Annotated in this window: 18 protein-coding genes; 11 read left to right on the forward strand and 7 right to left on the reverse strand. The window is 68.1% G+C overall.

The window, feature by feature from the left end; genetic code table 11:
- Positions 1-349: 349 nt before the first annotated feature.
- The 3 genes from priS to ACOZ35_RS09785 all read left to right on the forward strand — a co-directional run bounded on the left by priS (position 350) and on the right by ACOZ35_RS09785 (position 3,975).
- On the forward strand, positions 350-1,513 hold the full coding sequence (priS, locus tag ACOZ35_RS09775; protein ID WP_424013425.1) for a DNA primase small subunit PriS: 1,164 nt from the start codon (positions 350-352) through the stop codon (positions 1,511-1,513).
- A 10-nt stretch (positions 1,514-1,523) separates the two neighbouring features.
- Positions 1,524-2,660: a hypothetical protein gene (locus ACOZ35_RS09780; RefSeq protein WP_424013426.1), complete on the forward strand. Its 1,137-nt coding sequence runs from the start codon at positions 1,524-1,526 to the stop codon at positions 2,658-2,660.
- 64 nt (positions 2,661-2,724) lie between these two features.
- A complete protein-coding gene (locus ACOZ35_RS09785; RefSeq protein ID WP_424013427.1) occupies positions 2,725-3,975 on the forward strand; it encodes an MBL fold metallo-hydrolase in 1,251 nt (416 codons plus the stop codon).
- Positions 3,976-3,998: 23 nt separating this feature from the next.
- Here the strand turns inward: ACOZ35_RS09785 and ACOZ35_RS09790 are convergent, their stop codons facing one another.
- Together ACOZ35_RS09790 and ACOZ35_RS09795 are read right to left on the reverse strand one after the other, a co-directional pair.
- Complete coding sequence (locus ACOZ35_RS09790; RefSeq protein WP_424013428.1) at positions 3,999-4,892, reverse strand: hypothetical protein; 894 nt, start codon at positions 4,890-4,892, stop codon at positions 3,999-4,001.
- Positions 4,889-5,476, reverse strand: a complete 588-nt coding sequence (locus ACOZ35_RS09795) for a DUF7344 domain-containing protein (RefSeq protein WP_424016057.1) — start codon at positions 5,474-5,476, stop codon at positions 4,889-4,891. Before ACOZ35_RS09795 ends, ACOZ35_RS09790 begins: the two co-directional genes overlap by 4 nt.
- Before the next feature lie 449 nt (positions 5,477-5,925).
- Here ACOZ35_RS09795 and ACOZ35_RS09800 point away from each other — a divergent pair, with 449 nt between their 5' ends.
- The 3 genes from ACOZ35_RS09800 to ACOZ35_RS09810 all read left to right on the forward strand — a co-directional run bounded on the left by ACOZ35_RS09800 (position 5,926) and on the right by ACOZ35_RS09810 (position 9,166).
- On the forward strand, positions 5,926-6,684 hold the full coding sequence (locus ACOZ35_RS09800) for a hypothetical protein (RefSeq protein WP_424013429.1): 759 nt from the start codon (positions 5,926-5,928) through the stop codon (positions 6,682-6,684).
- Positions 6,685-6,742: 58 nt separating this feature from the next.
- Positions 6,743-7,396 carry a hypothetical protein gene (locus ACOZ35_RS09805; RefSeq protein ID WP_424013430.1) on the forward strand — a complete coding sequence of 218 codons (654 nt, stop codon included), beginning with the start codon at positions 6,743-6,745 and terminating at the stop codon, positions 7,394-7,396.
- A gap of 195 nt (positions 7,397-7,591) precedes the next feature.
- A complete protein-coding gene (locus ACOZ35_RS09810; protein ID WP_424013431.1) occupies positions 7,592-9,166 on the forward strand; it encodes a hypothetical protein in 1,575 nt (524 codons plus the stop codon).
- A gap of 69 nt (positions 9,167-9,235) precedes the next feature.
- Here ACOZ35_RS09810 and ACOZ35_RS09815 read toward each other — a convergent pair whose 3' ends face one another.
- A complete protein-coding gene (locus ACOZ35_RS09815) occupies positions 9,236-9,493 on the reverse strand; it encodes a hypothetical protein (protein ID WP_424013432.1) in 258 nt (85 codons plus the stop codon).
- A 117-nt stretch (positions 9,494-9,610) separates the two neighbouring features.
- Here ACOZ35_RS09815 and ACOZ35_RS09820 point away from each other — a divergent pair, with 117 nt between their 5' ends.
- From ACOZ35_RS09820 to ACOZ35_RS09835, 4 genes are all read left to right on the forward strand, one after another.
- Positions 9,611-10,459 (forward strand): inositol monophosphatase family protein, encoded by an 849-nt coding sequence (locus ACOZ35_RS09820; RefSeq protein ID WP_424013433.1) that lies wholly within the window; start codon positions 9,611-9,613, stop codon positions 10,457-10,459.
- Positions 10,460-10,983: 524 nt separating this feature from the next.
- On the forward strand, positions 10,984-11,514 hold the full coding sequence (locus tag ACOZ35_RS09825; protein ID WP_424013434.1) for a DUF5817 domain-containing protein: 531 nt from the start codon (positions 10,984-10,986) through the stop codon (positions 11,512-11,514).
- Between the two features lie 69 nt (positions 11,515-11,583).
- A complete protein-coding gene (locus ACOZ35_RS09830; protein WP_424013435.1) occupies positions 11,584-12,603 on the forward strand; it encodes a DUF7490 domain-containing protein in 1,020 nt (339 codons plus the stop codon).
- Complete coding sequence (locus tag ACOZ35_RS09835) at positions 12,600-13,073, forward strand: hypothetical protein (protein ID WP_424013436.1); 474 nt, start codon at positions 12,600-12,602, stop codon at positions 13,071-13,073. Before ACOZ35_RS09830 ends, ACOZ35_RS09835 begins: the two co-directional genes overlap by 4 nt.
- Positions 13,074-13,109: 36 nt before the next feature.
- Here ACOZ35_RS09835 and ACOZ35_RS09840 read toward each other — a convergent pair whose 3' ends face one another.
- Together ACOZ35_RS09840 and ACOZ35_RS09845 are read right to left on the reverse strand one after the other, a co-directional pair.
- A complete protein-coding gene (locus ACOZ35_RS09840) occupies positions 13,110-13,445 on the reverse strand; it encodes a hypothetical protein (protein WP_424013437.1) in 336 nt (111 codons plus the stop codon).
- Positions 13,446-13,541: 96 nt separating this feature from the next.
- The gene (locus ACOZ35_RS09845; protein ID WP_424013438.1) at positions 13,542-14,381 is read right to left on the reverse strand and encodes a ubiquinol-cytochrome c reductase iron-sulfur subunit; all 840 of its coding nucleotides are present in this window, start codon (positions 14,379-14,381) and stop codon (positions 13,542-13,544) included.
- Between the two features lie 224 nt (positions 14,382-14,605).
- Between ACOZ35_RS09845 and ppc the strand changes: the two genes are divergently transcribed.
- The gene (gene ppc / locus ACOZ35_RS09850) at positions 14,606-17,308 is read left to right on the forward strand and encodes a phosphoenolpyruvate carboxylase (protein WP_424013439.1); all 2,703 of its coding nucleotides are present in this window, start codon (positions 14,606-14,608) and stop codon (positions 17,306-17,308) included.
- Positions 17,309-17,620: 312 nt separating this feature from the next.
- On the opposite strand, the gene ACOZ35_RS09855 is transcribed toward ppc, so the two are convergent.
- Positions 17,621-18,076: a 30S ribosomal protein S19e gene (locus ACOZ35_RS09855; RefSeq protein WP_004597278.1), complete on the reverse strand. Its 456-nt coding sequence runs from the start codon at positions 18,074-18,076 to the stop codon at positions 17,621-17,623.
- 134 nt (positions 18,077-18,210) lie between these two features.
- A complete protein-coding gene (gene hmgB, locus ACOZ35_RS09860) occupies positions 18,211-19,554 on the reverse strand; it encodes a hydroxymethylglutaryl-CoA synthase (protein ID WP_424013440.1) in 1,344 nt (447 codons plus the stop codon).
- Positions 19,555-19,645: the final 91 nt, after the last annotated feature.

The following is a 19,645-nucleotide window of genomic DNA, read 5'->3' on the forward strand; positions in this document are numbered from 1 at the left end:
CCAAAGCCCCAGCCGCGAGGACTCGCGCGCCTCGCTGCGCGCTTCAGTCGCTCGCTCGTTTCACTCGCTCGCTCCTTCCAGTGCTTACGTCGGCGTGCTTCGCCCTCGCGGCTGCCCCTTTGAGTCCCGCCCCGCACAGCACCGCAACCGCACCTCACACCTCCCCAGCCTCGTCAGTCGCCGTCGCTTCGCTCCGGCGACTGACTCCCTCGCGCGTGCTGACTCGCGGCCGCCGATGGCGGCCGCTCGCAGGCACGCGCCACCGCCTCGTTCATTTATAAACGAGTGTCGTTGCGGTCGCGGGCGAACGGTAACGTTGATACGTCGACCGCGGGTACGAGAGGAGACGATGGACGACCGGACCCGCGAGTACCTCCGGGGGCGGTTCGGCGACTACTACCGGTCGGTCTCGCTGTCGCTCCCGCCCGACGCGAACCTCCGCGAGTGGGGCCACATCCCGTGGACCCCCGGGTCGGGGACGACGATGGTCCGCCACCAGTCGCTGTTCGACCTCGGCGACGTCGACACGTTCTTCGCGGACAACGCGCCCCGCCACGCCTACTTCTCGGCCGCGCGCTACGACAATCCCGGCGCGGCGACGATGGGACAGAAGGGGTGGCGGAACGCCGACCTCGTCTTCGACCTCGACGCCGATCACCTCCCCGGCGTCGACCCGGAGACCACCTCGTATCCGGAGATGCTGGCGGAGTGTAAGGACGCCCTCCTGCGGCTGTTGGACTTCATCGACGACGACTTCGCGTTCGAGGACGTGACCGTCGTCTTCTCGGGCGGCCGCGGCTACCACGTTCACGTCCGCGACGAAAGCGTCCGGGAGTTAGACAGCGACGCGCGCCGCGAGATCGTCGACTACGTGCGCGCCATCGACCTCGACACCGACAACCTGATCCGGACCGTCTCCGACCGCGGGACGACGAAGCGCGTCCTCCGGACCGAGGGCGGGTGGGGCGCGCGCGTCCACGACGCCCTGATCGAGTACGCCGACGACCTCCGCGAGATGGACGACGAGGCCGCCCGCGAGCGCCTGATGGAGCTCGACGGGATCGGCGAGGGCCGCGCGAAGACGATCCTCGGCGCGTTCGACCGGAACCCGACCGCGGTGCGCGAGGGCAACGTTGAGGCCGGCGGGCCGGGCGTGCGACGGCTCGTCTCCGCGCTCGCGTCGCGCGTCGCCGCCACCGACGCCGCGCCGATCGACGAGCCGGTGACCACCGACACGCGGCGGCTCATCCGGCTCCCGGGGACGCTCCACGGCGGCTCCGCCCTGGTCGTCACGCCGCTCGACCGCGACGAACTCGCCGACTTCGACCCGCTCCGGGACGCGGTCCCGGACCGGTTCGTCGGGCGCGAGATCCGGATCGAGACGGACGCGGATCGGACGGTAGAATTAAACGGCGAGCGCGTCAGAGTTGAATCCGGTAGAAACACCGTGCCCGAGTTCGCGGGAGCGTTCCTGATGGCCCGCGGCGAGGCGCGGAAAGCCCCCGAACGATGACCGACCACAGATGAACCTCGACGAACTCCGGTCCGCGCAGGCGAAGGAGCGCCGGAAGGACAGCCTCCAGCACCTGCGGGACTCGTTTTACGACGACGTCGGCGCGTACGTCGCGGACCTCCGCGCCGCGCGCGACCGCCGCGCCGAGCAGGTCGAAAACCCGTTCGCGGACGACGACGTCCGCCGGCTCTCCGACGAGGTGGAGACCGCCGAGGAGGTCGCCGAGGCGCTGTACGAGCGTCGGGTCGGCAAGGTCGTCAAGCTCGCCTCCTTCGCCGCGGCCGACATGTCGGTCGACGAGGAGGGGATGACGACCGAGGAGCGCAAGCTGTTCGACGACCTCGTCGAGCGCATCACCGCGAACAAGTCGGAGGTCCTCGACGTGCTCGCGGGCGAGTCGCCGATCCCGGACGATACCCAGACCGCCGACGAGCCCTCGGTCTCCGCCGGCGCCGCGGGGTCGCGCGACCCGGCGCCGAGCGATCCGACACCCGAAGCCGACGCGTCCCCGGCCGAAGCGGAGCCGACCGCGACGGATCGGACGAGCGCGGACCCGACGGAGCCGAATGCCGGAGCGGCGGACGCCGACGAGGGATCCGCGACATCGGACGCGCTCGCCGGTGCGATGGGCGGCGGCGAGTCGGAGTCGTCCGCCGACGCGCCGCCCGCGCCGAACGAGCCGGCAGAGACGCCCGATCCGACCGACCCCAACGAGAGCGACGCGGCTCCCACTGCCCCGGAATCGACCGAAGACCCCGCGCCCGACGGCGAGGACGATCCGACGCCGGTCCCGCCCGAGCCCGCGCCCCCGGGAGCGGTCGGCGTCGACGCGGACGACGGCGCGAGCGACGAACCGGACCGCGTCGCTGCCGACCGCCCCGCAGGCGAGTCGGACGAGGCGTCGGACCCCGGAGCGACGACGGACGGCGGACCGATCCCGGAGACGACGGTGGGCGGCGAGCCGGACACCGGCCCGGAACCCGACGCGGGCACCGAGCGCGCCACGGTTCGGATCACCCGCGACGTCGGGGCCATCTTCGGCGTCGACGAGCGGGAGTACGAGCTCGCGAGCGAGGACGTCGTCTCGCTTCCGGTCGAGAACGCCGACCCGCTGGTCCAGCGCGACGCCGCCGAGCGCATCGACTGACCGCGGTCGATGGCGCCCGCCCCGACCGACGGACACTAACGCCGCCGGCGGCTACGGCGCCCCGATGGAGTTGGAGTTCCTCGGCGGCGCCCGCGAGGTCGGTCGGAGCGCCCTGCTCGTCGACGACACCCTCCTCTTGGACTACGGGCTCATGACCGCGGACCCGCCGCAGTACCCGGTTCGCGACCCCGAGCCGGAGGCGGTCGTCGTCTCGCACGGCCACCTCGACCACGTCGGCGCGGTCCCCGCGCTGCTGAAGGGCGACCGACGGCCGCCGATCCACTGGACGCCGCCGACGGGCGAGCTCGCGCGGACGCTCGCCGAGGACACGCTGAAGCTCCACGGCAACAGCCCGCTGTGCCCGTTCGGCGCCGAACACGTCGCTAGGCTGGGCGAGGTGGAGCACCGGCACGGCTACGGCGAGCCGTTCCCGGTCGCGGGCGGGATCGATGAGGGTGGATACGAGGTGACGCTGTTCTCGGCCGGCCACATCCCGGGCTCCGCGCACGTCCTCATTGACGACGGGGAGACGCGTTTGCTGTACACCGGCGACTTCCACACCGACGACCAGCGGCTAGTCGCGGGGACGACGGCGCGGCCCGACGCCGACGTCGTCGTCTGCGAGTCCACGTACGCGGACGTGATCCACGAGGACCGCGCGACGGTGGAGTCGGCGTGGGCCGACAGCGTCGAGCGGACGCTCTGGGAGGGCGGGACGGTCGTCGCGCCAGCGTTCGCCATCGGCCGGACGCAGGAGCTGCTCCTCGTCGCGGCCGCGCACGGGCTCACGCCGTACGTCGACGGGATGGGCGTCGCGGTGACGGAGATGCTGCGACAGTATCCGTCGTTCCTGCGCGACGCGGACGCGTTCGACGAGGCGGTCGGGAGGGCTCGCGTCGTCACGGGCCGCGACGGGCAGCGGAAGCGGATCGCGGCCGAGAACGCGCTCATCGTCACCACCTCGGGGATGCTCGCAGGCGGTCCGGTTCACACGTACCTCCCGGAGATCCGGACGAACCCGACGAACCTCGTGACGCTCACGGGGTACCAGGTGGAGGGGACGCCGGGCCGCGAGCTACAGGAGCGCGGGCAGTTGGAGCTGAACGGGCGCGTTCAGCCGGTGAGCGCGCGGGTCGAGTCGTACGACTTCTCCGCGCACGCCGACCGCGAGGGGTTGGAGTCGTTCCTGGACGCGTATCGAGATGCGCAGGTGTTGGTGAACCACGGCGACCGCTGCGAGGCATTCGCAGACGACCTGCGGGGGGATGGGTTCGACGCGAGTGCGCCAGAGATCGGGGAGCGGATCGAGGTATAAAAGGAGCGAACCGGGAGACGGGGTCAGTCGCCGTCCCCGCTGTCGTAGACGACCTCGTCGCCATCGACCGAGGCGTTCAGCAGGAACTCCTCGTCGACGGCCTCCTCGTACTCGACGCCGTCACCGGACGAGGGATCCTTGTGGCTGCCGGCGTCCCAGCCCGGGTGGACGTAGGTGACGTTCTGTCCGGGGAACTCGACAGCGGCGATCTTCCAGTTACCGGGCGTGTCGTCGACCTGCGAACGGAGCTTCTTGGAGGTGTCGAGCCGGTCATCTCCGCCGAACGTCGTCACCTCCCTGAGCTCGTCGACGCCGTCGGTGGGCGGGTTCTCCGCGATCCACACAGTCGCATCGACGTATCCGTCCGCGCTCTCGACCGTGACGTTCCCGTTCGCGCCGTCGTTGAACTCGACTCCCGTCACCGTCGGGCCCTTCGGGACGCACGTCACGGTGTGGGTGCGATCCAGCGAGACGCTGACGCCGCCGCCGTTCCCGTCGGCGCGGAACAGGAGATCGACCGGCTCTTCCGCCGAGCAGCTCAGGGTGACGGTGACCGGCGCGGCGGATCCCCTGCCCAACGACGAGGGCGTTTCGACCGAGTCGATCCTCGCGTCAGTCGACTCGGGGTCCGCGATCGAGACGTCGACGTCGAACTCGTCGAGGTCGGAGCCGAACTGGTTGCGGTACTCGACGACCGCAGTGGGCTCGCCGTCGCGGATCTCGTCGGTGACCGTCTCGTAGCCGAGGTACGCGCTTGCGTCGTCGGTGACGTTGACCGCGAGCCCGCGGTCGGCCTCCATCGCGGTGAACCCGGCGGTGCCGAAGACCAGCCCGACCGCCGCCGTGAACGCGAGCACGAGGCTCAGCGCGCGGAGCGGCCGCACCCGGGCCGTCGACGTCCGGGTCGCGGTGCTCATTCTCGCCGGCGGATCTCGGGCGGTTTCTCGGTGTTTCCGAGGCGCGCTCGGCGGCCGATGACGTGGTGGGCGACCGAGGAAATGCCGAAGACGGTAGCCGTGAACACACCGACGTCGATCGCTTCGAGCCCGGTGAACCCCGGCGTCCCGGTGGCGACGGCGAGGAGGAGCGAGGCGGCGACGCCCGCGAGCCCGACGTAGTAGAGGCTCCACGGAATCTCCTTGCTCCGGAGCACCTCGACGTAGATGTCGAGCGCCTCTAGCTCGGGCGTCGGCTCGACGAGGTTCTCCTCCTCGTGGACCGTCACCACGTTCTTCTCCTCTAACTTCGGCAGGTGCGTGCGCTGGAGCGTGCTGTACACGTTCCGGCGGTCCTCGTACTGGACCTCCTCCGGGTCGACGCCGTGTTCCCACGCCGTGACGTGCGTGGAGAGCTCGGAGACCTCGACCGGTCCCTCGGCGCGCTTGAGCGCGTGAATGACGAATCGGCGCCGCCGGTTCGACAGTACCTCGAATATCTCGTCTTCGGACAGTTCACCTCCGTTCCGGTCTACCGCGTGTGTGGTGGAAGCTGCGGAGAGCATTGATGTGGTCACCCTGATTCCGATCCGCCGGACCCCGTCCGGAACCGGCAGTATCCACTTGTTCCGTGTGTGAGAATCTATCATAAATAGGTTGGATAGTTAACCTGTTAATTTGTGAAATCTGATATTAATACGTTCGAATCGTCGTTTCTTGATACGTGATTGAAACAAAACCGTATCGAATACGGGGCCCTTCAGGGAGTCGTTGTGGGACCAATCAGACATTTCATATCGGAGTACAAGCGGCCCACATTGGTTTCAGGGTCGGATCGATGCGGCTCACGAGGGGTGATTGTCTCGTATCGAGTCGCTCACATCGCGCATCGAGCCCGACGCGTGATCCTGTCGAGAATATCATAACGAAGTACCAACACCCGTATGGGTTATCCGAGCGCTCCCGGCCCGGACGTCCGGATTGCGGGGGTGCGCCAACACAGGTGAGATACGACATGGAACGACGCAAATTCGTGATCGGACTCGGATCGCTCGCTGCTGGCGGGGCAGCCGCAATGGGGACTGGTGCGTTCAGTGCGGCACAGATCGATGGTCGTGAAGCTAACATTGAAGTCAGCTCTGACGAGAACGCGCTGATTCAACTCGTTCCCGGTGATGAGGTAGAGGGCGTTACTGATAGCACGGTTGACGACCGCGTCGGATATGAAGGCGGCCAGCTGTACATCAGTTTCGATAGTGACGAGGGGGGGAATGGTATCAACCCCAACTCGATCTACCAAGTCGGTTCGATCGGTGAGCAGGGACAAAATGCGCTCCAAAATCTCGATTCCGCTAACGATGGTATTCCCGGGCCGACTACGGCCGACAAGATTCTGTACGGGGAAGGGGAAGGTGTAGATAAACCTGCCTCAGAAGATCCAGCATTCGCGGTCCGAAACGCATCGGATCAAGATTACGATATGACTTTCGGCATCGACGCGGACGAAGTGCCTCAAGAGGAGGAATTCACCGCGGCAATGGTCTTCAGATCCGAATCGACAGGGGGTACTGATAGTGCGGCAGCGGCGGCACAACCAATTACGAGCAACCCTGATGGATTCGCAAGTTCCATGCAGGTTAACTCCGGGGATCGTGTTTTTGTTTCGATTCTAGCCGTGGCGGAGGATGTTGAACCCAGTGTTGAGGGTAATGATCTTAATGCGGAACTCGTAATTGAAGTGGGTGAAGCACAGGGCGAAGTTACCGGTGCATAGATTAACCAAGTGACCTCACGCGATGAATCGTAGAACACTCCTCCTCGGACTCGGGGCGGTGACAACAGGCGCTGCGACGGCCGTCAGCACGGGCGCGTTCTCGGCCGCACAGGTCACTCGTGGCGCCGATATCGAGATCGTCAACGACTCGAATGCCCTCCTTGGCCTTGTCCCGAATCCCGATGTCAGTGGGGTACACGACGATGGCGGTGAGTTGACAATCGAGCTGTCCGGAGACGGAAACGGCATCAACCAAGGGTCGATCTATCAGTTCGGCTTCTTCGTTGATGATTCAAACGCCACGGCTCCGATGTCGAGCAGCGGCGACCTGTCGGGTTCCGGGTTCCCGTTCAAAAAAGACGAGCCCTCGACGAGAAACAGCTCCGATGAGTTCGGTTCGGCCTTCCTCATCGCGAACCAAACCGATAACGACCAAACGCTCGAGGTTGACTACGAACTGGATCCGAGTAACGATATCGAAACCGGATTCTGGTTCGAGGCTCATAATAATGGGGAACAGAAGGGCCTGCTCGACGAGGAGGTAGACAGCAGCAAAAAGATAGATCTTGCTCCGGGCGAAGCGTGTGGGGTGTCATTCCTCATCTACGCTCCCCCGGATAAAGATACGCTCGGAGACGAAATCACGGGCAGTCTCTCGGTTACTGCAGGCGAGGCAGTTAGTGACAACGGTAATACGTCGGTCTCGCAGTAGTCTCGTTACCTACCCTCCCTATTTTATTAATAAGCTCTCAGATCGAACAAAACCCATCATACTCACTGAACTTGAGTGGTGGTAGATCGGCGTATTGATTATCCAAATCGTATATAAACGGATTTCTCAAACGCCCGCTCGACATTCCATCGAGGACCGATTACTTTGGTACCTATAGATAGATCATAATCAGTAATGTCGTCCCGAGGATCGGCTGCCTTCCTCGCGCTCGCTGTCGTTACGGTTTCCGTCCTCCTCGCGGTCTCCACCGGCGCGGTCGTCCTCGACGGTCCCAACGATCCCACCACCGACGACGTCGCCCTCCAACCCGGCGACAACCCCTACGCCTACCTCGACGAAAACGACGAGCTCGCGATCGATATCACCGACGACAACCCCCGGATCGACGCCGAGGGAGTCAACGTCGACGCGGTCGCCGCCCAAGACGCGCTCTTTTATATCACCTACGACGGGAACGCGACCGCCGAGGCGTGGATCGAACACGAGGGGACGGGCGTCACCTTCGTCGTCGACGGCGAGGCGATCGAGAGCCCCGAACGCACGGCGCGGCTCTCGCCCGAGGACGACACCGTTCCGGTCGGCGTGCGGATCGACACTCGCGTCGCCGAGATCGCGCCGGGCGACCGACTTATCGACGAAATCTCGGTCCACGCGCGGGTCGCGGAGCCGGAGGATCCGGCTGGGGGAGACGATCCCGGGGACGACCCGACCGACGAGAGCGATGAACCGAGCCCGACCGCCGATCCGGTCGTCTCGGTTACGCGCCCCTCCCCGAGCGTCCGGGAGGTGGAACTCCTGTCGGTCGTCGGCGGGGCCGAGACCGAGGTCGACCTACGAGGGCTCCGCGTCGGCGACCACGCAGTCCGCCTCGACCGGCTCCGGTTCGTCCGGGAGTCACCGGGCGACGTCCGGTTCACTGTGCGAGGAACGAGCGACCGCCCGGCGGACGTCGACCCGTTACCGCCCGGCGTCGACCCGCTGGGGTACTACGCGGTCGCGTTCGCGGAGCCCGACCAGCCGATCGAACGGGCCACCGCCGAAATCGTCGTGGACCGCGATCGACTCGCCGCGGCGGGTGTCTCCCCCGGACGAGTCGCCGTCTACCGGGAAACCGACGCGGGCTGGCAGCGCGCCGAAATGACCGTCGTCGACGACACCGGAGAGGCGGTCCGGCTCCGGGCCGCCGCCGCGGGCTTCTCCGCGTTCGCGGTCGCGGTCGAGCGCCCGGCGCTGGTTCCGACCGCCGCGAGCCTCTCCGACGAGCGAGTCGTGACGGGCGAACCACTGACGCTCTCGGTCGACGTCGAGAACCTCGGGCCGGTTCCCGCGAGCGACGCCGAAATTCGGGTCGAGACCGGCGACGGGCAAGGGATTGTGAGCGGGGAGGCGGTCATGGTCGATACCGAACCCGGAGGGACCGCGACCGAGTCGACAGTGGTCCGGTTCGACGAGCCCGGGGAGTACGACCTCGTTCTCGTGGGCGACGCGGTCGAGACGGGAGCGACCGACGACGGGCCGACCCTCGGATCCGCCACGGTAACGGACCGAGCGGACGGCTCGGGCGACGACGGAACCAAGCTCACTGATGGGGACGGAGTAGGAGACAACAGTAATTCCGGGTCAGGGGGCGACAGCGACGAAACGAGCCCGGAACTGTCCGAGTTCGATCTCAGTGATGTCGCGGGGCTCGCGGCGCTCGTCGGGATCATCCTCGCGACACTGTTCCTGGTTCGGCGCGCGCCGCGGTGATCGCCGTGAGAGGCGGATCGGGATCGCGAGTGAATAAGGAAAGAAACAGACCGCGAGGCCGGCCTTCGCCTACTCCCCGCCGTCTGTGTACGCCCAGTCGTCGAGCACGCGCTCGGCGACCGCGTTCGCCTCCGCCGGCGAGGGACAGGAGCCGTCGACGACCTCGGCGGAGAGCTCGCCCGCGAGGTCGTACACCGCGGACCCGTCCGCGCGCTCGGCCACGCGCTCGAAGGTGGGCCGGTAGCCCGCGGCGGCACGCTGACCGATTTCGTCGAGCGAGGCGTCGATAGTGTACTCGAGCTGACGGACCGCTTCCTCTGGTTCCATACTCGATCCATCCGCTCCGACCCACTTAAAGGTACTCGGATTCGAAACTGAGTTAATTTCGGATTCTCGCTTGTGTCGAACCGACGTTTATACGCGTCGGGGGCGTCGACTGGGGCCATGACCGACGCAGACGAGCGCGGCGACGAGGCCGTGCCCTCCGTCGCGGACCGCGCGGACGACGTCGCCGAGCGCGCGGCCGTCGCGGTGCGCGCCGCGGAGGCGGGCGCCGCGGTCGCGAACGAGCGCTTCCGGAGCGACATCGCGGTGGAAACGAAAGGCGAGGACGACGTGGTGACCGAGGCCGACCGCGCCGCCCAGCGCACCGTCATCGAGGCGATCCGCGAGTCGTTCCCCGACGACGCGATCGTCGGCGAGGAGGAGGACGAGCGCAAGACCGTCCCCGACGACGGCGCCGCGTGGGTGATTGACCCCATCGACGGGACGAACAACTACGTCCGGGACATCCGCGTGTGGGCCACCGCAGTCGCGGCCGTCGTCGACGGCGAGCCCGTGGCGGCCGCGGTCGTCGCGCCCGCGCTCGGCGACACCTACACCGCCGACGCCACCGGCGCGTACCGCAACGGCGAGCCGATCGCGGTGAGCGACGTGAGCGAGCCCCGCAAGGCCGCCGTCGACCCGACGATCTGGTGGGCGTACGACGCGCGCGACGAGTACGCCCGCGCCTGCGAGGCGATCGTGACGCGCTTCGGCGACATGCGCCGGCTCGGCGCCGCGCAGGTGGTCCTCCCGACCGTCGCGGCCGGCGGGCTGGAGGGGACGATCACGAACCTCCGCGCGAACCCGTGGGACACGGTGGCGGGGGTCTTCGTCATTCGGCAGGCGGGCGGGCGCGTGACGGACTTGGCGGGGGACCGGTGGCGGCACGACTCGAACGGGCTCGTCGCCTCGAACGGCGCCCTCCACGACGAGGTGCTGGCAGCCGCGAACGAGATTGAATCAGACTGATAAATGGGAATCGTGGCTGTCGCCGGTCGATGCCAAAACGCCGATCGGTGAGACGGAGCTGGCGATCCCTCGGCAGAGAACACCTCCAAAGCCCCAGCCGCTCGCTTATAAATCACTAATTTCGGATCGGCGGCGAACTCCTCCAAAGCCCCAGCCGCTCGTTTATAAATCGACGCTAACGGATCGACGACGAACACCTCCAAAGCCCCAGCCGCGACGGCTCGCGCGGCTTGCTGCGTTCCTCGCTCGGTCGCTGCTGCTCCCTCGCTGCGGTACTTGCTGCGCCGTGCTTCGCCCTCGCGGCTGCCCCTTTGAGTCCCGCCCCGCACAGCACCGCAGCCTCACGCCTCCCCAGCCTCGTCGGTGGTCCTCCGCTTCGCTCCGGACCACCGACTCCCTCGCGCGTGCTGCTCGCGGCCAAGGGCCGCTCGCAGGCACGCGCCACAGCGTGGTATGATGTATTCGAGAACACAGCCCCGCCCGCGAGGCGAGGGTTCAAATCCGGGGCCGGCAAATTTCGTCGCATGTACGCGGTCGTCGGCTGCAACGAGTGCGCCAACATGTGGCTGGTCACGGACCCCGAGACGAGCGAGACGGCGCAGTGCTCGCGGTGCGGCAAGACTCACCGGACCGCCAAGCTCAAGCGCTTCTTCGAGTCCGAGGACCGCGCGGCCGCCCAGCAGGCGCGGTCTGCCCTACTCGCGAAGAAACGCGGCGACAGCGCGGCGTTCGCCGACGTTGACCACGTGTCGGAGCTGGAGGCCGCGGTCGAGGACGCCGGCATCGACGACCGCGAGTACCTCGAATCGGCCGGGATCGACGCCGACGCCGTCGACGAGGCCGCCTCGCGCGCCGAAGGGGGCGGGGACGGCTCGCGGAGCCGAACCGAGGTCGTTCGCGACGCGGTCAAGGGTGTCGACGACCCCACCGAGTCAGCGGTCGTGGAGCGCGCCGCGGCTGAGGGGGTTCCCGCCGACGCGGCCCGCAAGATCCTGACTCGCCTCGCGCGCCGCGGCGAGGTGACCGAGTCGAACGGACGGTACCGCGTCCTCTGAGTCCGGCGCGACGCGGCTCAGGCTCCGTTCCGGACAAAGCACTTATATCGCGGTTGTGAGGGGTCGGATATGGACACCCGCACGGCCCTCCTGGCGGCGGCAGCCGCCCTCCTCGTCGCGAGCGCGGTCGGCGCCGTCGCCGCGCCCGGCGCCATCAGCGACCCGCGCGAGACCAACGAGCCGCCCGGGCGGATCGACGTCGCCGGCGCGACCGTCGCGCCCGGCGAGGTGCGCGGGGAGACCGCCGAACTCCGGCTCGGCACCGACCTCCGCCACCGCGGCTCGGCGGTCGAGAACGTCACCGTCCGCCACCGCGCGATCGGCGCCGAGTCCGGCCTCCTCGTCGACGAGACCACCGTCGACGTCGGCGACGTCGACTTCGACGGCGAACGCACCGTCAACGGCACCGTGAACGTCGAGCGCGAGGGTGGCTACCGCATCGAGACGGTCGTCTTCGCGGACGGCCAGCGCCGCGAGCAGCAGACCACGCGCGTCGCCGGCGTCGCGGCGCTCACGCCCGACTACGCGGACACGCAGGTCGGCTTCACCGACGGCTCCGTCTGGCCGACCGTCGCGGTGAGCGTCGTCGAGGCCGACAACGAGACCGCGACGCTGTCGGCGTCGGTCTCGGTGACGAACCGCGGCGACGAGGCGAGCGACGACGTCGACCTCCGCCTCTACCTCCGGCAGGCCGAGTCGAACGTGATCGCCGCTGAGGCGACGGAAACGGTCGGCACCGTCCGCCCCGGCCGCACCGACACCGTGACCACGACCGTCGAGGTGCCGGCCGGCTACAACTACTACGTCGACGCCGCGCTGTTCGACGACGACGTGCTCGTCGACGAGACGCAAGGCGTCGCGAACCTGAACCCGCAGGAGACCATCACCGCCAACGAGACCGTCCGCGACGTACAGTTCTCCGTCGAGGACTTCCAGCGCGACGAGGGCGGCGCGGGCGGCGACGCCAGTGACGGCGCCGACGGCGCGCCCGACCGCGGCGCCAGCGACGGCTCGACGCCCGGCTTCGGCCCGCTCGTCGCGCTCGTCGCGCTCGTCGTCGCAGCGCTGACCGCGCGGAGGCGACGATGACGGACGGAGAGCCGCGCGACGGCCCGGCCGACGAGGCGACCGACGACAGCGACCACACCCGCGACCCACCACAGCCCATGACAGACGACACCGACGCGACCGACCGCACGGCGACCGACTCCGAACGCACGGCGACCGCTCCCGAGCGCACGGAGACGGACGCCGACCGCACCGATGCGAATGAATGGACGGAGCCGGTCGACGCCTCGGGGTTCGACCGCCTCTCAACCGACGACCTCCGCGGGCTGCTCGACCGCGTGGGGTTGGCCGCGCTGTCGCTGCTCGCGGTCGTGGCCGGCTGGGGCTTCTACAGCCAGTCCGGGAACGCGATCCGCACGTGGTTCGACCCGGCCTACCAGTCCGTGGCGCTCGCCGTGTTCAACCTCGCGGTCCTGCTCGTCGCGCTCGCGGGCGTGACCCACCAGCTCCGCCGGATCCGCGCGACGGAGTCCGACGGCGCCGAGCGGTAATCGCGCGAGGACGGACCAAGGAGGAGGGGGGCGCCGCTACTCGTCGGGTATCTGGTCGGTGCTGGCCGGGATCTGTTCCACCTGTCCCGCGAGCGTCGCGGCGTCGCCGGCGACGGTGGAGGGCTCGACGCCCGCCTCGCCCGCGACCAGTCTGACGTGCGCGGCGAGCAGCGCGAGCGCCCGGAGCCCGGCGCCGTCGGCGTCGTCGTCGGTGCGCTGGGCGAACGTGGTGTCGACCTCGCCGTCGCGGACGACGCCGACGTGGACCGCGTCGATGTCGTCGCCGTCGAGGAGGTCGCGGGCGCGGGCGAGCTCCGTCTCGAACTCGTCGCCGGCGGACGCGTCGGCGTCTGCGGGGTTGTCGTCGCTCATGTCGGTCCCTCGGGCGAGCGGCGTGAAAAGCGCGGCGGGGACCATCGACTGCGGATCGGGAAAGCGGAGAGGAAAGACAGAACCGCGACAGACGCGTTATTCGTCCGGCCGGGGCCGGGCGATGAACAGCGCCTCTTCGATGGTGAACGGGTCGTACGTCGACTGGTGGCAGACGCAGTAGGTCCCGTCGGCGGCGTCGTAGCGGGCGGACTCCTCTAACACCTTGTAGCCCGGGATGCAACAGAAGTGCGTACAGACGTTGAGGTACGCCATGAACCCTTGGTCGGTCGACGCCTGCAGCCACTCGTCGTTCTGGGCCGCCTCCTCGATCTCCGGCGAGCGGATGACGATCGCGTTGAGGTTCGTCTCGGCGTCCTCGGAGCGCCACGTGACCGACGCCGGCTTACCGACGCCGTCGCTGCCGACCCCGTTGCCCCACTCGGTGTAGTCCGAGAAGTCGTCGATGTGGATCCGGTCGCCGCCCGAGTAGGTGTCCGCCTGCCAGTCGTACGGCGGGCCGCTCGCGGAGCGGAACAGGTTGTCCGACTCGAAGTTCGGCTGGACGTTCTCCTGGGACTCGACGCCGCAGTACTGGAACCACGCGCCGGCGTAGGTCTCCCCGCCGAGGTCCTCTTGGGCGACCTCGATCTCCTGTCCCTCCTGGGTGACGGTGGTCGTCTCGGGCCAAATCCCCTCGATGTAGCCGTCGTCGGTGACCTGAACCGGGATCTGCGGGAGCCCGCGGGGCGCCGGGCCGCCGGTGTGTGCGATCGTCTTCGCGATCGTCGACCCGCCGCCGACCCCGCCGGCGGTCGTCAGGGTGTTCACGGTCGCCGACCCCATCGCGCCGACCCCCGCGAGGGCCGCGCCGCCGACGACGCCCTTCACGAAGCGTCGCCGCCCGGACTCAGACGGATACTTGTCGGACGCACTCATACACGCACCTGCGGTTGGATCGGTAAAAAGGGTGACGAACCCTCCACCGGCGCGAGAATCGGGGCGCTCGTCGGGCAACACCGACGCCTCGAGTCGGGGGACCGCCGGCCGCGGCGTCTCGGGGCCGGTCACACAGGAACGTTCGTGAACGTATTAACTCGGAACCGAGGCAAACCTTCGTTCAGACCGCGGTTTTAACCGACCGCGACCGCAGTATGCGTGGTATGAAGTTGCACAATCGGGACGTGCGGACGGACGTTCGGGAACTCGGGGCGCTGGTGGGAGACGTCCTGGCCGCGCAGGCCTCGACCGAGGCGTACGAGACGGTCGAGACGCTGCGGAACGCGGCGATCGACTACCGTCGGGGAGACGCGACGAACCGCGACGCCCTCCACGAGGCGGTCGGCGACCTCTCGACGACCCGCGAGGAGGTCGTCGCCCGCGCGTTCACGACCTACTTCGAGCTGATCAACCTCGCCGAGGAGCGCGAGCGCGTCCGCGCGGTCCGGAACGCCGACGACGGGACCGCCCTCCACGACTCCTTCGACGCGACGATCGCCGAGTTCGCCGAGGCCGGCGTCGACGCCGACGAGTTAGAGGAGCTGCTCGCCGACGTGCTCATCGAGCCGACGTTCACCGCGCACCCGACAGAGGCTCGGCGGTCGACCGTGAAGTCCAAGCTCCGCTCCATCGCGAACCACCTGGGCGAGCTCGACGAGCGCAACCTCACCGACCGCGAGCGCCGCGCCGTCTGGCGCGACGTCACCGCCGAGGTGACCAGCCTGTGGGGCACCCGCCAGGTCCGCCAGCGGGCGCCCGAGCCGGAAGACGAGGCGCGAAACGTCCAGTGGTACCTCGAAAACACCCTCTTCGACGTCGTCGGCGACGCCTACGAGGAGTTCGAGGAGACCATCTCGAAGGAGTACGACGACGTCGACTGCCCGAAGCTCTTCGAGTTCCGCTCGTGGGCGGGCTCCGACCGCGACGGCAACCCGTTCGTCACCCCCGAGGTGACCGACGAGACGCTCGAACGCCAGCGCGAGATCGCCGTCGAGAAGTACCGCGACCGCTGTAAGCGGCTCTCCGCGGTGCTGAGTCAGGACGGCGACCGGTACGCCGACGGCGACGCGCTGGCGCGGTCGCTCGCGGCCGACGCCGAGCGGTTCCCGACCGTCGTCGAGGAGGCGCGTGAGCGCTACCCCGACGAGCCGTACCGCCAGAAGCTCCGGCTGATGCGCGAGCGCCTCGACCGCGTCAACGACGTTCGCCCGGGCGAGTACCCCGACGGCGACGCCTTCCTCGACGACCTCGACGTCATCGCCGAGTCGCTGCGCGAGGACGGCCAAGAGTCGGTGCTCGAATCCTTCGTCGAGCCGTTCCGCCGGCAGGTGGACACGTTCGGGCTCACGCTGGCGTCGCTCGACCTGCGCGACCACCGCGAGAACCACACCGAGGCCGTCGCCGAGGCGGTCGCGGTCGAGGGCGTCGACTACGCCGGGATGGACGAGTCCGAGCGCGTCGACTTCCTCACCGAGGCGATCCTTCAAGAGGAGCCGGTCGTCGACGTCGAGGAACCCGGCGAGGTCTCGGAGACGACCGAGCGCGTCCTCCAACGGTTCCAGTCGTTCGCGGAGTGGCAGGAGGAGTACGGCCAGCAGGCCATAGACACCTACTGTATCTCGATGACGGAGGAGCCCAGCCACGTGCTGGAGGTGCTCTTCTTGTCCGATCAGGTCGGCGTCGTCTCCCTGCCGGACCACTGCGCGGTCGACGTCGTCCCCCTCTTAGAGACCGAGTCCGCGCTCAACGGTGCCGAGCGCATCCTCGGCACCCTCTTCGAGAACGAGGCGTACGCGACCGCGCTGGAGGCCCGCGGCGAGGTCCAAGAGGTCATGCTTGGCTACTCCGACTCCAACAAGGAGAACGGGTTCCTCGCCGCGAACTGGGACCTCTACGAGAACCAGCGACGGATCGCGCGGTTCTGCCGCGAGGAGGACGTCACCCTCCGGCTGTTCCACGGCCGCGGCGGCTCCATCTCGCGCGGCGGCGGCCCGATGAACGAGGCGCTGCTCGCGCTGCCGAACGAGACCGTCACCGGCCAGGTGAAGTTCACCGAGCAGGGCGAGGCCATTGCCGAGAAGTACGCCAACCCGCAGATCGCCGAGCGCGAGCTCGAACAGATGCTCGACGCGCAGATCCGCGCCCGGAAGGAGGCGAACGAGGAGCCGGTCGAGGACGTGCCCGACCGCTGGGTGGAGGCGATGGAGATCATGGCGCCCGCGGCGCGGGAGACGTACCGCGACCTGTTGAACACGGACGGGTTCGTCTCCTACTTCGAGCAGGCGACGCCGATCAGCGTCGTCGAGGACCTCAATCTCGGCTCGCGGCCCGCCTCGCGCTCGGGCGACCGCAGCGTCGAGGACCTGCGCGCGATCCCGTGGGTGTTCTCGTGGACCCAGACCCGCCTCATCCTCCCCGGCTGGTACGCGATCGCCTCCGGCATCGACGCCTACCTCGACGAGGTCGGCGAGGAGGAAGGGATGGAAACCCTCCGCGAGATGTTCGACGAGTGGCCGTTCTTCCGGACCACGCTCGATAACGCCTCGCTGGCGCTCGCGCGCACCGAGCCGGAGATCGCCGCCGAGTACGCCGACCTGGCCGACGACGACCTCCGCGAGCGCTTCTTCCCCGAGCTCGTCGGCGAATACGAGCGCGGGCGCGAACTGGTCTTAGCGATCAGCGGCCGCGACCGGCTGCTCCGCCGCGAGTGGCTCGAGGAGAGCCTCGACCGCCGGAACCCCTACGTCGATCCCCTGAACCTCCTTCAGGCGAACCTGCTCGGGCGCACCCACCGCACGGACGAGGAGGAGCGCACCCTGCGGCTCACCGTCAACGGCATCGCCGCCGGGATGAAAAACACCGGATAGCGCGGCCGAGTCAGTCGAACCGAGCGGACACCGCCCGCGATCTCTCTTTCCGTTTCGCCGATCTCCGACGCGGTAGCCTCGCCTCCCTCGTTCGCTCGAACGCTGAAGCCGACGGCACGGCGCTCGTCCGAACGGACCGGGGATGGCGGCGCCGAAGAATTCTATATAGCGGTATAAGATATATTTTGAAGGATCGGCGGAAACTGCTGAGTAACGGGAACCGACGACGAAACGCCGCGGATCAGGCGTCTCGGCGGGGCTGTGCGGGGCGACAGCTACCGAACTTCGAGGAAAACGAGCAGAAGAAGCGGTCTACGCGTAGCGTTCGAGTTCCGGCCGGTCGAGGTCCTCGAAGACCTCGGTCGCGACCTCGGAGAGGAATGCCTCGCCCTCGTCGGAGACGCGGCGGCCCTCGCCGCTTGCGGTGGTGACGAGTCCCTCCTCTTCGAGCGCCTGGAGCGACGAGCGGATGAGCTTGCGGGAGCCCCCCTCGTGTTCGCCGGGTCGGACGACGTAGCGGTTCGAGCCGCGCTTCTTCGAACCGTACTCGGTCGCGAGCCGCTCGATGCCGATGGGCTCGTTCTGGGCGACCTTGCGCAGCAGGCTCGCGGAGCGGACGTACCAAAAGTCGTCCTGCTCCGGCGGGAGCTCCTTGCCGGCGCCGGTCTTGGCGAACTCGACCCAGTCGGGCTCGTCGATGCGGTCCTCGAGTCGCGCGGCGACGGCCTCGATGAGGTCGTCGGCCGGCACGTCGTAGATGGTTACCATTGGGTGTCGATTCACGCCAGCGTCGTTTAAAACCATCGTATCGCGTACGGCCCGTGTGAGCCGTTTTCACGGGGTTGCGGGCCGCTGCGGGCGACTCGCGGATCGGCGCGCGGCCGAACGCAGGGGTCGCGAGGTTACTCCACGTACTCGTACTTCCGCTCGTTCATCCGGCCCCAGCCGGTGAAGACGAACTCACCGTCGGGCTGGGTGAACTCCTCGATCTCGCGTTCGACGTCCATGTCGTACTCGTGGACGTCGTGGACGTCCTCGTACTCGTCCCACGCGAGGTCGTAGCGGGCGTCGAGCTGGGCGTCGATGTCGAGCCCCTCGATCTCGGCTCGCCATCCATCGCGGATCGTCTCGGCGTGAATCTCGGCCTGCGCGCCGGAGCCGTAGGAGGCGACGAGCAGCGTGTCGCCGACGAACTCGCGGTCGCGCTCCAGCGCGTCGCGCAGAGCGCTCACGCGAGCGATGTGGACGGAGCTGGTGTACCAGTTCCCAACCTCTCGGGAGAGACCGAGCGTCGGCTCGACGGCGGTGTCGTACCACGTCTGGTACTGCTCGGTGGTCTTCAGCTCGTCCATGTACCCGCGGATCGCCTCCTCGTACGCCTCGCGGTCCTCGTACTCGTCCTCGCGGGGCTGGCGGCCGATCTCGTCGGCTAAGGCATCCTCGTGGGCCGTGTCGCGGATGACGTGCCGGTACGCCAACAGCGCCGCCTTCCGGACCATCCCCGGGAACGGGGTGTGGAACGGGGCGTACGCGAAGTCCTCCAGTTCGATGTCGTCGGTGACGGACTCGTAGTCTTCCAGGGCCTCGCGCATCCGGGAGAGGTACACCTGAACCGAGCGCTTCCCGTCGACGCTGGGGAACTGCTGGTTCGGCTTGAGGAAGTCCGTCTCGTCTTTCGAGCCGTACCCCTGGTCGGTCGACAGCTCGACGACGGAGGGGTCCTCGTCGATCAGCATCGCGACGGCACCGGCGCCCTGCGTCGCCTCGCCCGGGTCGCCGCGGGCGTACAGCGCCGTGTCCGTGGTGATGACGATCGCGGGACGGTCGCGGTTCCGGCCCGCTCGGATCCAGTTGTACGCGTCGTCAATGGCCTGTGTGCCGGCGAGGCAGGCGAACTTGCGCTCCCCCTTGTTGGCGTGGGTGAAGTCGCCGTCGTACACCTGTTCGAGGCAGCCCGCGATGTACGTCGACACCGGCTTCGAGTGGTCGAACGCCGACTCGGTGGCGACGTCGATCCGGCCAATGTCCTCGGGAACGAGCCCCTTCCGGTCCATCAGCCCCTTCGCCGCGTTCGCCCCCATCGTGACGATGTCCTCGTACACGTCGGGGAACGAGGAGTTGTTGAGCCCGAGCCCCTTCGTGTACTTCTCGGGGTCGTCGCCCTTCTCCGGTGCGAACGTGCCCGGCAGGTCGAGCTTGAGCTTCCCGGTCCAGATCTCGATGCCGTCGATCCCGACTGCGGTCATACACGGTCGTTCATACGGCCGGCATATGGCTTTGTCGATGGTGGATTACGTCGATCGTCGTGATTTGACTGCGTTGGATCGCGACGCCAGT

It is taken from the genome of Halorubrum xinjiangense (assembly GCF_049604745.1).
In the GTDB taxonomy this organism is placed as follows: domain Archaea; phylum Halobacteriota; class Halobacteria; order Halobacteriales; family Haloferacaceae; genus Halorubrum; species Halorubrum xinjiangense_A.